Raw genomic sequence first — 13570 nt, forward strand, 5'->3', positions numbered from 1 at the left:
CCGGAACGAGTGGCCCGGTTGTCCACAACGGGCTTGTCGTCCACCGGAATTGAAGGCTCCGAACGGGGGTCGGGGCGGGCCCCTACCGTCGTGGCATGACTCTTCGAACGCGTACTTCGCATCCGTCGGGCGGCGCCACCAGTGGTCCGGGCCGCCCCCGTCCCTCCGACGGCCGTTCCGCGGACGGCCGTCTCTCCGACGGCCGCTTCTCTGACGGCCGGTTCTCCGACGGCCGGTTCGCGGGCAGTCGGCTCCGGCACCGCCGCGGCCGCCGCGGGCATCCGGTGCACCGGGTTCCCCCTCCCGAGCCGGGCGCGGTACGCCGACGGGCCGAAGCCCTGCTCGGCGGCAGCGGTCCGCCGCAGGCGTCGCCGTCGGCTGCCGAGGCGGACCCCGGGACCGCTCCCGGGACCCCGCCTGACGAGGGGGCCGGGCTCGGGGCGGCCGGGCTGAACTCCGGGGTCGCGCGGAGGCTGGCCGTGCGGGAGCGGCTGCCGGTGTGGCTGCAGGCCCGGTGCGGGGTGGAGCCGCGCACGGTGGCCGCCGTCGCGGTGGTGCTGGTCGCCGCCGTCGGCTTCGCCGGGCAGCAGTACTGGTCGGCCAGGCCGCGGGCGGTGACCGTCCCGGCAGTGGTCGCCCCGGGGGTGGTCCCGGCGGCGGCCACGGCGGCCCCGGCGGCCCCGGGGCCGACTGCCGCGCCGGCCGGGGGCGGTGGCGCCGGTGACGGCGCGCGGATCGTCGTGGACGTCAGCGGCAAGGTCAGGGATCCTGGGGTGCGCCGACTGCCCGCCGGTTCCCGGGTGGAGGACGCGCTGGCCGCCGCCGGGGGAGTGCGCCCCGGCACCGACACCACCGGGCTGAACCGGGCGCGGGTGCTGGTGGACGGCGAGCAGGTGCTGGTGGGCGCCCCGGCGCAGCCGCCGCCGGGCGGGACCGTCGCCGGCGCCGGTCCGGGTCCGGGTCCGGGTCCGGCGCCGGGGCCGCTCAGTCTGGGCTCGGCCACGGTCGCGCAGCTGGACGGTCTGCCGGGGGTCGGGCCGGTGCTGGCCCAGCACATCGTCGACTTCCGCACCGCCCGCGGCGGGTTCCGGTCCGTGGAGGAGCTGCGTCAGGTCGACGGCATCGGTGAGCGGCGCTTCGCCGACCTGCGCACGCGGGTGCGGCCGTGAACCGCCCCGAGGAGACGGGCCCGGTGGATCTGCGCCTCGCGGTGCCTGCCGTGGCCGCCTGGGCGGCGGCCGCCCTCGCCCTGGACGCGCCCGCGGGCCGGACCGCCCTCGGGGTGGGGCTGGGGGTGGTCGGAGCGGGCCTGCTGGTCCTGGCCGGGTACCGGCGCCCCGGATCGCTGTGGAGGGTCGCGCCGGCCTTGGCCGCCGCCCTGCTCTGCGCGGCCGCCGGGGCCGGGGTCGCGGGGCTCCAGCGGGCCGAGGCGCGGGCCGGACCGGTGGCAGGGCTCGCGCGGGAGCACGCCCGCGTCCTCGCCGAGCTCACCGTCGGCTCCGACCCGAGGAGCGCCCGCGGCGGGAACGGGCCGCCGGTGGTGGTGCTGGACGCGGTGGTGACCCGGGTGACCGGGCCCGACGGGACGGGCACCCGGGTCGAGACACCGGTACGGGTGCTGGCCGGGCATGCGGGGTGGGCCCGGCTGCAGCCGTCCACCCGGGTGGTGGTGGTCGCCCGGCTGGCTCCGGCGCGGGACGGGGAGCGGGCCGTGGCGCTGCTCCGGCCCGCCGCCGACACCCCGCCCCGGGTGACCGGCGGCCCGGACACCGCGCAGCGGATCGCGGGGCGGCTGCGGGCCGGGCTGCGCGAGGCCACCGAGGGGCTCGCGCCGGATGCCGGGGCCCTGCTGCCCGGGTTGGTCGTCGGGGACACGTCCCGGGTGCCGCCCGACCTGTACGAGGCCTTCCGGGCCACCGACCTGCTGCACCTGCTGGCCGTCTCCGGGTCCAACCTGACCGTGGTGCTGTTCCTGCTGATCGGGCCCCCGGCCCGCGCGCAGCAGGCCGAGCGGCGCGGGCTGGCGCCCCGTCTCGGGCTCTCGCTGCGGGTGACTGCCCTGTGCGGGGCGGCCCTGACGCTGGCGTTCGTGGTGGTGTGCCGGCCGGAGCCCAGCGTGCTGCGGGCCGCCGCCTGCGGGGCGGTCACCCTGCTGGCCATCGCCACCGGGCGGCGCAGGTCCCTGATCCCGGCCCTGGGCGCGGCCGTGCTGCTGCTGGTGCTCTACGACCCGTGGCTGGCCCGCAGCTACGGCTTCCTGCTCTCCGTGCTGGCCACGGGGGCGCTGCTCACCCTCGCTCCCCGGTGGAGCGAAGCCCTGCGGCGGCGCGGGACGGGGCCGCGGCTCGCCGAGGCGCTCGGGGCCGCTGCGGCCGCCCAGGCGGTGTGCGCGCCGGTGGTGGCCGTGCTCGCGGCCCGGGTCAGCCTGGTGGCGGTGCCGTGCAACCTGCTGGCCGAGCTCGCGGCGGGTCCGGCGACGGTCCTCGGCTTCGCCTCACTGGCCGCGGCCCCGCTGTGGATGCCCGCCGCGCAGGTGCTCGCCTGGTGCGCGGGGGTGCCGGCCGGGTGGATCGCGGCCGTGGCGCGGGCCGGGGCCCGGGTGCCGGGGGCGGAGCTGCCCTGGCCGGGCGGGCTCACCGGCGGCCTGCTGCTGGCCGCGGCCGTGGTGGCCACCGTGGCCGTCGTGACCGTGGTGGGACGGAGAGGGCGGCGGTGGTGGCGGTGGCTCTGCCCCGCGCTGGCGGTGCTGCTGCTCCTCGCCGTGCTGCGGCCGCCGCAGCTCACCCGTACGCTCACCGGCTGGCCGCCGCCCGACTGGAGCTACGTCCAGTGCGCCGTGGGGCAGGGGGACGCCGCCGTCCTCGCGGTCGGCCCGGGCGAGGCCCTGGTGGTGGACGCCGGACCGGAACCCGGCCCGGTGGACCGCTGCCTGCGCGCGCTGGGCGTGCACCGGGTGCCGATGCTGCTGCTGACGCACTTCCACGCCGACCACGTCGGAGGGCTGGCCGGGGTGCTGAAGGGCCGGTCCGTGGGTGTGATTGAGGCCACCACACTGGAAGAGCCCCCGGCGCAGGCCGAGTTCGTCCGCCGGACCGCGGCTGCCGCCGGTGTGCCCGTCGTACGGGCGGTCCAGGGGGAGCGGCGCCGGGCCGGCCCGCTGGAGTGGCAGGTGCTCTGGCCGCCCGCGGCCGGACCGCCGCCCGACGGGCCCAACGACGCCAGCGTCGCCCTGCTGGTGCGCGGCGCGGGTCTGACCCTGCTCCTGCTCGGCGACCTCGAACCGCCCGCACAGCAGGCACTCCTGAGGGAACATCCGCAGCTCGGTCCGGTGGACGTCCTCAAGGTCGCCCACCACGGCTCCGCGCACCAGGACCCCGAACTGACCGCCCGGGTCCGGCCGAGGCTCGCGATTGTTCCTGTCGGCACAAAAAACGGCTACGGGCACCCCGCGCCGGGTACGCTCGCACGCCTGCGGGCGGTGGGGGCGACGGTGCTGCGCACCGACACCGATGGCTCGATCGCCGTCAGCGGAAGCGGTGTTCGGATGCGTGCGTTTCCGGCCGGCCGGCGCCGGATCCGGCGTGGTCATACCGGGCGCGACCGCTCTGTTTGCCCACAACCCGACAGCATGATCGAATGCGTCTTCGCCAGAACGGTCCAAGTCCACACAGCACGGGGGTGCATCAGTCATGTTCGGTCGCCGACGGGGGATGGAGTCGGCCGGAAGTCCCAGCCCACAGACATCCGCGACACTCACACTGCCGCCGACGGCGGGTCTGCTCAGCTGCCGGGTCCTCGACACGGTCCACCAGCCGGTCCGGCAGGCCATGTTCGAGGTGACGGACCCGATCGGGCGCCGGATCGTCAGCGGGGAGACCGACCCGTACGGCGGTTTCACGGCGGCCGTTCCGGAGGGGGAGTACCGGCTGTCCGTCACCGCCGAGGGGTACGCGCCGTTCCACGGGGCGACGCTCGTGGGGGATCCGGCGCAGCCGGGCACCGGGGAGATCATCCTCGACGCGGTGGAGCCGCCGCTGCTGCCGCAGCCCGGTCACTGGGAGCTCGATCCGACGCACTCGTCGATCGCCTTCACCGCCCGGCACATCGGGATGGCCCGGATCCGCGGCCGGTTCAACACGCTCGCCGGAGCGGTACGGATAGCCGAGCGCATGGAGGACTCGTCCATGCACGTGATCATCGATGCGGCGAGCATCGACACCGGGTTGCGGCTGCGGGACGACCACCTGCGGTCGGGGGACTTCCTGGACGCGGTCCGGCACCCCACGGTGGAGTTCTACAGCGAGCGGTTCATCCACCGCAGCGGCAGCCGCTGGACCGTGGCCGGCGCCCTGACCCTGCACGGGGTCAGCCGGTCCGTGACCCTGGACACCCGGTACCTGGGTCTCGGCACGGGTCTGGAGGGCGAGCCGAGGGCCGCCTGCCGGGCCACCACCGAACTGCACCGCGAGGACTTCGCCCTGAACTGGCAGTCGGTGCTGGCGCAGGGGATCGCGGCGATCGGTCCGAGCGTGGACGTGACGCTGGACGTCCAGATCGTCCACAAGGCCTGATCCCGGACGCTCCCCTACGGGGCTTCCAGCCAGCCTTCGTACTCGGCGGCGAGTTCGTCCAGCGTGGTGGCGTCGAGCCGTTCCTGCGGATCCTCGAGGACCACCAGCCACTGGGCGTCCTCGGCGTCGTCCTCGCCGGCCAGCGCGTCGCGGACCAACTGCGGTTCCTCCGGGAGGCCGAAGCGGTCGACGGCCTCCTGCGCCACCTCCTCGGCGGCGTCGCGGTCGGGCAGGACGAGTACATGTCGCACGTTCACGCGACCATTCTCAAGGATCCGGTGAGAGGGGCCGCGGGGCGGGGGACTGTCAGTGCGGCGTGGGATGCTGGAGGCGATGGCCACCAGGAAGAACCCCACCGACGATCCGCTTGCCCCGCTCACCCTCGCGGTGGGGCAGGAGGAGCTGCTGCTCGACCGTGCCGTACGGGAGGTGGTGGCGGCCGCCCGTGCCGCCGACGCCGACACGGACGTCCGCGACCTCGCGTCCGAGCAGCTCCAGCCCGGCACGCTGGCCGAGCTGACGAGCCCCTCGCTCTTCTCCGAGCGCAAGGTGCTGGTCGTACGCAATGCGCAGGACCTGGCCGCGGACTCCGCCAAGGAGGTGAAGGCCTACCTCGACGCACCCTACGAGGAGATCATCCTGGTCCTCCTCCACGCGGGCGGGGCCAAGGGCAAGGGTCTGCTCGACGCGGCGCGGAAGGCCGGCGCGCGGGAGATCGCCTGCCCGAAGATGACGAAGGCCGCGGACCGGCTCTCCTTCGTACGGGGCGAATTCCGCGCGCTGGGCCGGGCGGCGACCCCGGAGGCCTGCACGAACCTGGTCGACGCGATCGGCAGCGACCTGCGGGAGCTGGCGAGCGCCGCGGCGCAGCTGTGCGCGGACGTCGAGGGCACCATCGACGAAGCCGTGGTCGGCCGCTACTACACGGGCCGGGCCGAGGCCTCCAGCTTCACGGTTGCCGACAAGGCGGTCGAGGGGCGTGCGGCCGAGGCCCTGGAGGCCCTGCGCTGGTCCCTGTCCACCGGGGTGGCGCCGGTCCTCATCACCAGCGCCCTGGCCCAGGCGGTCCGCGCCATCGGCAAGCTGGCCTCCGCCCCGCGCGGGGCCCGCCCCGGCGACCTCGCCCGGGACCTGGGCATGCCGCCGTGGAAGATCGACCGGGTCCGCCAGCAGATGCGGGGCTGGTCGGCGGACGGCGTCGCGGACGCGCTGCGCGCCGTGGCCGCCGCCGACGCGGGGGTCAAGGGCGGCGGCGACGACCCCGAGTACGCCCTGGAGAAGGCGGTCGTGGCAGTGGCGCGCGCGGCCCGCCCACAACGTCGCTAGGCCGTCTCCCTCCTCGGATCAGGTCGGGCGGGCCCGCGGATGCGGTCGGCCGGTCGTCGACGCGTGGGTCTGCCGGCTCAGGGTTAGCCTGGACACGGGGAATTCGCCGGCCAGGCCGCCTTCACCACCGGACGGCAAGGGCGTCCCGGTGGGCGAGAGGGAGGTTCCGTGGCCGGCAGAGTGCGCGTGACGACGGTGGACGCCGGGCCCTTCACCATGCCGATGAGCGGCATCCAGTACGGGGCCACCGGCATGATCACCGTGCCCTCGACCGTGGCCGTCATCGAGCACGCCACCCACGGGCTGATCCTCTTCGACACCGGGATCAACCACCGCGTGGCCGACCCCGAGGCCGCCGAGGCCCACTGGGGTCCGGGGCTGCGGGCGGAGTACGGGGTCGAGGGGTTCACCCGGGCCCACGCCGTCGACGCGCAACTGGAGCGGCTCGGCTACCGGCTCGACGAGGTCAGGTACGTCCTCTACTCCCACCTGCACCTCGACCACGCCGGAGGGATGACCTACTTCCCGCACGCCGTGCACGTGGCCCAGCACGAGGAGCTGCGCCACGCCTGGTGGCCGGACCGCTGGACCGCGCGGGGCTACGCCTTCAACGACTACGCGGGCAGCCGCGACTACGAGTTCCTCGAACTCCGGGGCGACACCGACCTGTTCCAGGACGGCACGCTCACCCTCCTGCACACCGCCGGCCACACCCCCGGCCACCAGGGCGTCGTCCTGGACCTCGGCCACCACGGACGGATCGGCCTGATGGGCGACGCCGCGCACCTGCAGCAGGGACTGGACCGGAACGCACCCATGCCCAGCGACTGGAACATCGAGGAGAAGCTGCTCACCTACGGGCGACTTCGCGCGCTGTCCCGGGCCGGCATCCCCGTGTTCCTCTCCCACGACCCCGACCACTTCGCCGACCTGCCGCACGACGGCGAGTTCTGGGACTAGCCCCTCGGAAAGTGCTCGACGGGCCGGGCTCAGTGGGCCATGGCGCGGGCCGCCGTCGGTGCGGGGCGGCCGTCCGGGAGGAGGGCGGCGGCGGCCAGGGCGAGGGCCAGGGCCGGGAACGGCAGCACGGTGAAACCGCCCGAGGCCAGGGCCGCGACGCCGATGGACGCGCCGAGCTCGTGCGAGGTGCCGACGAGGCCGGAGGCGAGCCCGGAGTGCTCCGGGGCCACCTCGGAGAGGGCCGCCGTCGTCGCGCACACGAACGCCGCGCCGAGACCGAACGCCAGCAGCGCGAAGCCGGGGACGAGGCCCGTCCACAGGCCGAAGTGCGGGGCGAGGGCGGCGCCGGCCGCGGCCAGGGCGAAGGCCGCGCCGCCGACCGGGCGCCAGCCGAACCGGACCACCGCCCGGCCGCCCGTGTGCGCGCCCGCGGTGACGGCCACCGCGACCGGGAGGAAGGCCAGCCCGGTGACCAGGGGGCCGCGCCCGAGCGTGTGCTGGATGTGCAGGGAGCTCAGGTAGAACCCCGAGACCAGCAGCCCCGCCGCCCCCAGCATCACCGCGCTTCCGCCCAGCAGGGCGCGCCGGCCCGGCAGGGCGGTCGGCAGGAGGGGATGCCGGGTCCGGCGCTGCGCCAGGACCAGCAGGATCCCCGCCGTCGCCGCCCCGGCGAGCCAGGGCCAGGAGCCCTCGGTCAGCCCGTGGACCAGGCAGGCCGAAGCCGCCGCCAGCAGCACGGCTCCCGGCACGTCCACGGGGGCCCGGCGGGCCGGCCGGCCGCCGGGTGCGCGCAGCGGGCGGCCGAGCAGCAGCGGGACGGCGACGAGGGCGAGCATCCCGGCGGGCAGGTTGACGTAGAAGATCCAACGCCAGCCGGGCCCATCGGCGAGGACGCCGCCGAGCAGCACCCCCACGGCCGCGCCCGCGCCGCCGACCGCCGCCCAGACGCCGAGGGCGCGGTGCCGCGCCGGGCCCAGGAACACCGCCATGACCAGTGACATCGCGGCCGGTGAGAGCAGCGCCGCGCCGATTCCCTGCGCCGAGCGCGCCGCGATCAGCGTGCCGCCGTCGCCCGCGAGGCCGGACGCCGCCGAGGCCGCGGTGAAGAGGGCCAGTCCGGTCAGGAACATCCGCCGCGCCCCGAACCGGTCGGCCAGCCGTCCGCCGACCAGCAGCAGGGCGCCGAAGAGCAGGGTGTACACGGTGACGACCCGGGTGAGGCCGGTGCCGGAGAGCGCCAGGTCCGCGCCGACGGCGGGCAGCGCCACGTTCACCACGGTGACGTCCGCGATGAGCATGAACTGGGCCAGGCAGAGGAGGGCCAGCAGGCGCCACCGGTGCGGATGCGGAGGCGAGTCCGGAGGCGCAGGTGCAGGTGCGTGGGCGTGGGAGTGGGCGTGAGAGGGCATGGCGAGGCCGCTCCTAAAGTTAACAGGGCTGTTAGGGATTGAGTATGCGGGCCCGCCCATGGAATGTGAACAGCAGTGTTAAGTTTGGGTCCATGGCAGCAACCGACGCCCCCACCCCCCGGCCCCGCCGCGCCGACGCGGAGCGCAACACCGCCGCGATCGTTGACGCCGGCCTGGACTGCTTCCTCGCCGACCCGCAGGCGAGCATGGCCGCCATCGCCCGCGCCGCCGGGGTCAGCCGGGTCACCCTCTACTCCCACTTCCCCACCCGCGAGGCGCTCCTCGACGCGGCCTTCGCCCGGGCCTCCGACGAGGCCGCCGTCGCACTCGCGGACGGGGTCGACCTCGCCTCGCTCGTTCGCACCTCCTGGCGGCTGCTCGACCGGCACTCCGCCGTCTTCGCCGCCGCCTCCGCCGCGTTCCCGCCCGAGGAGCTCCGCGAGCGCCACGACCGGATCCTGGCCCCCGTCCGCCGTCTGGTCGTGGCCGGTCAGGAGGCAGGTGACGTGCGTACGGACCTGTCCGCCGACTGGCTGGTCACCGTCGTCTACAGCCTGGTCCACGCGGCCGCCGCCGAGGTGCAGGCCGGCCGGATGGACCCGGCCGACGCCCCCGAGGTCCTGACCTCGACCGTCCTCGCCGCCGTCCGCGGGTAAGCCGCCGTCCGCGGGTAACACGAAGGCCCCGGCCGCCACCCTGGGGAAGGGTGGAGGCCGGGGCCTTCGGTCACTGCGTTGGTGCGCCGCACCCGCGTGGCGAACGCAGGCCGCGTGCGGCGCGGTGTGCCGGTGAAGGAGCGGAAGAGAGGGCCCGCTGGGTCCTTACCGGCGATTCACATCGAGAGCTCAGCCCTGGAGGGAGCCAACCTTGATGGCCAGCGCCGACTTCTTGTTGGCGGCGGCGTTCTTGTGGATGACACCCTTCGAGACAGCCTTGTCGAGCGCACGCGCGGCGGCGCGAGAAGCCACGGTGGCCTTCTCGACGTCACCGGCGACGACGGCCTCGCGGGCCTTGCGGATCGCGGTCTTGAGCGACGACTTGACGGCCTTGTTGCGCAGGCGCGCCTTCTCGTTGGTCTTGTTCCGCTTGATCTGGGACTTGATGTTCGCCACGAAAGAGCCTTTTCAGGTTCAGAGTTTTGTTCTTCGGATTGTGCCTCGACAGCTGAGAGGGCATACGAGACACAGCTGCCCAGGCTACCAGCCACGCTCCGGGCAGCCCAAACCGAGCGCACTTCCCCATCCATGGGAGCATGGGAGGACTCAGACTTCGTTCCGAGTTCCGACTGCGACCGAGAATCAGGACACTGCGTGCCCGCGATCCCCAGCCACGTGCCCGAGCCGAGCCGTACCGACTCGGCTCTGATCCGCAATTTCTGCATCATCGCGCACATCGACCACGGCAAGTCGACGCTTGCCGACCGGATGCTCCAGATCACCGGTGTGGTCGACCAGCGGCAGATGCGCGCCCAGTACCTCGACCGCATGGACATCGAGCGTGAACGCGGCATCACGATCAAGTCCCAGGCGGTCCGACTGCCCTGGGCGCCCACCACGGGCGAGGGCCAGGGCAACACCCACATCCTCAACATGATCGACACCCCCGGGCACGTCGACTTCACCTACGAGGTCTCGCGCTCCCTCGCCGCGTGCGAGGGCACCGTCCTCCTGGTGGACGCCGCCCAGGGCATCGAGGCCCAGACCCTCGCCAACCTGTACCTGGCGATGGAGAACGACCTCGCGATCGTCCCCGTCCTGAACAAGATCGACCTGCCGGCGGCCCAGCCGGAGAAGTTCGCCGAGGAGCTCGCGAACCTGATCGGCTGCCAGCCGGAGGACGTGCTGCGCGTCTCGGCGAAGACCGGTTTCGGCGTCGAGGCTCTGCTCGACAAGGTCGTCGCCACCGTCCCGGCCCCGGTCGGCGTCAAGGACGCCCCGGCCCGCGCGATGATCTTCGACTCGGTCTACGACTCGTACCGCGGTGTCGTCACCTACGTCCGTGTCGTCGACGGGCAGCTGAACAAGCGCGAGCGCATCCGGATGATGTCCACCGGAGCCACCCACGAGCTGCTGGAGATCGGTGTCTCCTCCCCGGAGATGACCCCCTCCGACGGCATCGGCGTCGGCGAGGTGGGCTACATCATCACCGGCGTGAAGGACGTCCGTCAGTCCAAGGTCGGTGACACCATCACCAGCCTGCACAACGGCGCGACCGTGGCCCTCGGCGGCTACAAGGACCCGCGGCCGATGGTCTTCTCCGGCCTGTACCCGCTCGACGGCTCGGACTACCCGGACCTGCGCGAGGCCCTCGACAAGCTGCAGCTCAACGACGCCGCGCTCGTCTACGAGCCGGAGACCTCGGCGGCGCTCGGCTTCGGCTTCCGCGTCGGCTTCCTGGGCCTGCTCCACCTGGACGTGGTCCGCGAGCGCCTGGAGCGCGAGTTCGGCCTCGACCTGATCGCCACCGCGCCCAACGTGGTCTACCGGGTGGTCCTGGAGGACGGCAAGGAAGTCACCGTCACCAACCCGAGCGAGTTCCCCGAGGGCAAGATCTCGGACGTGTTCGAGCCGGTCGTGCGCGCCACCGTGCTCGCGCCCACCGAGTTCATCGGCGCGATCATGGAGCTGTGCCAGCAGCGCCGCGGCACCCTCCTCGGCATGGACTACCTCTCCGAGGACCGCGTCGAGATCCGCTACACCCTCCCGCTCGCGGAGATCGTCTTCGACTTCTTCGACCAGCTGAAGTCCAAGACGCGCGGCTACGCCTCCCTCGACTACGAACCCACGGGCGAGCAGTCCGGCAGCCTGGTCAAGGTCGACATCCTGCTGCACGGCGACAAGGTCGACGCCTTCTCCGCCGTCACGCACAAGGACGCCGCCTACGCCTATGGCGTGCGCCTGGTCGCCAAGCTGCGCGAGCTCATCCCGCGGCAGGCCTTCGAGGTGCCGATCCAGGCCGCGATCGGCTCCCGCGTCATCGCCCGCGAGACCATCCGCGCCATCCGCAAGGACGTCCTCGCCAAGTGCTACGGCGGTGACATCTCCCGTAAGCGGAAGCTGCTGGAGAAGCAGAAGGAAGGCAAGAAGCGGATGAAGATGGTCGGCTCCGTGGAGGTCCCGCAGGAGGCCTTCATCGCCGTCCTGTCCAGCGACGAGTCCAGCGGCAAGAAGAAGTAGCGACGCCGCCGCCACCCGACGGAACCAGGCCCCCACGCTCCGGCGCGGGGGCCTGTTTCGTTATGAACCGGCCGCTCGCGGGCTCTTACGCAGGCGCCGGACGGGCTTTAGTCTGATCACTGCTCGATGGTTACTCGCCAGTCACTAGCTGGTACGTCTCAAACCCGCCCGTCCCCAGCGCCCCCAAGCGCCCCACGCCCACGCACTGCCGCGTGGATCGGTCCGGAGGATGTCGTGAGCGACACACAGACCTATCTCGAGAACCGCCCGCCCACCGTGGCGGTGCTCTTCCTTGAGCGCGTCGCAGCGACGCCGAACGCGGAGGCCTACCGGTTCCCGGTGCCCGCAGCCGACGGCCAGGGCGCCGACGACTGGAAGTCGCTCAGCTGGGGCCAGGCGGCCGAGAGGGTCTTCGCCATCGCCGCCGGGCTGATCGCCCTCGGCCTGCAGACCGAGGAGCGCGTCGCGCTCGCCTCCAACACCCGGGTCGAGTGGATCCTCTCCGACCTCGGCGTGATGTGCGCGGGCGGCGCGGTCACCACCGTCTACCCCAGCACCAACGCGGACGAGTCGGCCTTCATCCTCGCGGACTCCGAGAGCCGGGTGCTCATCGCCGAGGACGCCAAGCAGCTGGCGAAGGCGCGCGAGCGGCGCGCCGACCTGCCGAAGCTGGAGCACGTCGTGGTCCTCGACGCCGCGGACGCGGTCGCCGCCGACGGAGACCCCGAGGGCTGGGTGCTCTCGCTCGCCGAACTGGAGGCGCGCGGCAAGGAGTACCTCGCCAAGCACCCCGAGGCGGTCAAGGAGCGGGTCTCGGCCATCACCTCCGACCAGCTCGCCACGCTCATCTACACCTCCGGCACCACCGGCCGCCCCAAGGGCGTGCGGCTGCCGCACGACAACTGGTCGTACATGGCCAAGGCCATGGTCGCCACCGGCCTGATCGGCCGCGAGGACGTCCAGTACCTGTGGCTGCCGCTGGCGCACGTCTTCGGCAAGGTGCTGACCTCGGGCCAGATCGAGGCCGGGCACGTGACCGCCGTCGACGGCCGGATCGACAAGATCATCGAGAACCTGCCGATCGTGCAGCCCACCTACATGGCCGCCGTCCCGCGCATCTTCGAGAAGGTCTACAACGGCGTGGCCGCCAAGGCCCGTGCCGCCGGCGGCGCCAAGTACAAGATCTTCCAGTGGTCGGTCGGCGTCGCCCGCGAGTACGCCAAGGTCACGCAGGACAACTTCCGCCGCACCGGACAGGCGAGCGCCCCCTTCGGCCTCGCCACCAAGCACAAGATCGCCGACGCGCTCGTCTACTCCAAGCTCCGCGAGGCCTTCGGCGGCAACCTGCGCGCCGCCGTCTCCGGCGCCTCCGCGCTGGCGCCCGAGATCGGCTACTTCTTCTCCGGCGCGGGCATCCACATCCTGGAGGGCTACGGCCTGACGGAGTCCAGCGCGGCCTCCTTCGTCAACCCAGGCGAGGCCTACCGCACCGGCACCGTCGGCAAGCCGCTCCCCGGCACCGAGGTGCGCATCGCCGACGACGGCGAGGTCCTGCTGCGCGGCCCCGGCATCATGCAGGGCTACCACCAGCAGCCGGACAAGACCGCCGAGGTCCTGGAGTCCGACGGCTGGCTGCACACGGGAGACATCGGCGAGCTGTCGGCCGACGGCTACCTGCGCATCACCGACCGCAAGAAGGACCTGATCAAGACCTCGGGCGGCAAGTACGTCGCCCCGGCGGAGATCGAGGGCCAGTTCAAGGCGATCTGCCCGTACGTGTCGACCATCGTCGTGCACGGCGCCGACCGGAACTTCTGCTCGGCCCTGATCGCCCTCGACGAGCCGTCGATCCTCACCTGGGCGGCCGACAACGGGCTTGAGGGCAAGACGTACGGACAGGTCCTGGCCGCGCCGGAGACCAACCGCCTGATCGAGACGTACGTACAGACCCTGAACGAGGGCCTCCAGCGCTGGCAGACGGTCAAGAAGTTCCGGCTGCTGCCGCGTGACCTCGACGTCGAGCACGGGGACCTGACGCCCAGCCTGAAGCTGAAGCGGCCGGTGGTCGAGCGTGAGTTCAAGCACCTGATCGAGGAGATGTACGAGGGGTCGCGCGAGGCGTAGCGCC

The 13570-nt window shown here is 73.3% G+C and carries 10 protein-coding genes and 1 pseudogene; 8 read left to right on the top strand and 3 right to left on the bottom strand.

What is annotated here, in order from left to right:
• Positions 1 to 95 precede the first annotated feature (95 nt).
• The 3 genes and pseudogenes from ACFYZ4_RS27475 to ACFYZ4_RS27485 all read left to right on the top strand — a co-directional run bounded on the left by ACFYZ4_RS27475 (position 96) and on the right by ACFYZ4_RS27485 (position 4571).
• Complete coding sequence (locus ACFYZ4_RS27475) at positions 96 to 1169, top strand: helix-hairpin-helix domain-containing protein (RefSeq protein WP_390785092.1); 1074 nt, start codon at positions 96 to 98, stop codon at positions 1167 to 1169.
• A pseudogene (locus ACFYZ4_RS27480) lies at positions 1166 to 3553 on the top strand (ComEC/Rec2 family competence protein); the annotation flags it as partial. The gene ACFYZ4_RS27475 and the pseudogene ACFYZ4_RS27480, both read left to right, overlap by 4 nt.
• 136 nt (positions 3554 to 3689) lie before the next feature.
• A complete protein-coding gene (locus tag ACFYZ4_RS27485) occupies positions 3690 to 4571 on the top strand; it encodes a YceI family protein (RefSeq protein WP_390785093.1) in 882 nt (293 codons plus the stop codon).
• A 14-nt stretch (positions 4572 to 4585) separates the two neighbouring features.
• Here the strand turns inward: ACFYZ4_RS27485 and ACFYZ4_RS27490 are convergent, their stop codons facing one another.
• The gene (locus ACFYZ4_RS27490) at positions 4586 to 4828 is read right to left on the bottom strand and encodes a hypothetical protein (protein ID WP_351594288.1); all 243 of its coding nucleotides are present in this window, start codon (positions 4826 to 4828) and stop codon (positions 4586 to 4588) included.
• A 76-nt stretch (positions 4829 to 4904) separates the two neighbouring features.
• Here ACFYZ4_RS27490 and holA point away from each other — a divergent pair, with 76 nt between their 5' ends.
• Entirely contained in the window at positions 4905 to 5897 is a 993-nt protein-coding gene (gene holA, locus ACFYZ4_RS27495) for a DNA polymerase III subunit delta (RefSeq protein WP_351295572.1), read from the top strand.
• 168 nt (positions 5898 to 6065) lie between these two features.
• Entirely contained in the window at positions 6066 to 6857 is a 792-nt protein-coding gene (locus tag ACFYZ4_RS27500) for an N-acyl homoserine lactonase family protein (protein ID WP_390785094.1), read from the top strand.
• A 29-nt stretch (positions 6858 to 6886) separates the two neighbouring features.
• Here ACFYZ4_RS27500 and ACFYZ4_RS27505 read toward each other — a convergent pair whose 3' ends face one another.
• The gene (locus ACFYZ4_RS27505) at positions 6887 to 8266 is read right to left on the bottom strand and encodes an MFS transporter (protein ID WP_390785095.1); all 1380 of its coding nucleotides are present in this window, start codon (positions 8264 to 8266) and stop codon (positions 6887 to 6889) included.
• Between the two features lie 92 nt (positions 8267 to 8358).
• On the opposite strand from ACFYZ4_RS27505, the gene ACFYZ4_RS27510 reads away from it, so the two are divergent.
• Positions 8359 to 8922, top strand: coding sequence for a TetR/AcrR family transcriptional regulator (locus ACFYZ4_RS27510; protein ID WP_390785096.1), 564 nt, complete (start codon positions 8359 to 8361; stop codon positions 8920 to 8922).
• A 189-nt stretch (positions 8923 to 9111) separates the two neighbouring features.
• Here the strand turns inward: ACFYZ4_RS27510 and rpsT are convergent, their stop codons facing one another.
• Positions 9112 to 9378, bottom strand: coding sequence for a 30S ribosomal protein S20 (rpsT, locus tag ACFYZ4_RS27515; protein WP_351295561.1), 267 nt, complete (start codon positions 9376 to 9378; stop codon positions 9112 to 9114).
• Positions 9379 to 9576: 198 nt separating this feature from the next.
• Between rpsT and lepA the strand changes: the two genes are divergently transcribed.
• Positions 9577 to 11442: a translation elongation factor 4 gene (lepA, locus tag ACFYZ4_RS27520; RefSeq protein WP_351295558.1), complete on the top strand. Its 1866-nt coding sequence runs from the start codon at positions 9577 to 9579 to the stop codon at positions 11440 to 11442.
• 234 nt (positions 11443 to 11676) lie between these two features.
• Positions 11677 to 13566: an AMP-binding protein gene (locus tag ACFYZ4_RS27525; RefSeq protein WP_351295555.1), complete on the top strand. Its 1890-nt coding sequence runs from the start codon at positions 11677 to 11679 to the stop codon at positions 13564 to 13566.
• The last annotated feature ends 4 nt before the right edge of the window (positions 13567 to 13570 follow it).

This window comes from Streptomyces sp. NPDC001513, assembly GCF_042894695.1.
Classification (GTDB): Bacteria; Actinomycetota; Actinomycetes; order Streptomycetales; family Streptomycetaceae; genus Streptomyces.

Coding starts and splice junctions, on each gene's coding strand:
- ACFYZ4_RS27505 (WP_390785095.1), bottom strand. CDS start 8,266: ATGCCCTCTCACGCCCACTCCCACGCCCACGCACCTGCACCTGCGCCT.
- ACFYZ4_RS27485 (WP_390785093.1), top strand. CDS start 3,690: ATGTTCGGTCGCCGACGGGGGATGGAGTCGGCCGGAAGTCCCAGCCCA.
- ACFYZ4_RS27475 (WP_390785092.1), top strand. CDS start 96: ATGACTCTTCGAACGCGTACTTCGCATCCGTCGGGCGGCGCCACCAGT.
- ACFYZ4_RS27510 (WP_390785096.1), top strand. CDS start 8,359: ATGGCAGCAACCGACGCCCCCACCCCCCGGCCCCGCCGCGCCGACGCG.
- holA (WP_351295572.1), top strand. CDS start 4,905: ATGGCCACCAGGAAGAACCCCACCGACGATCCGCTTGCCCCGCTCACC.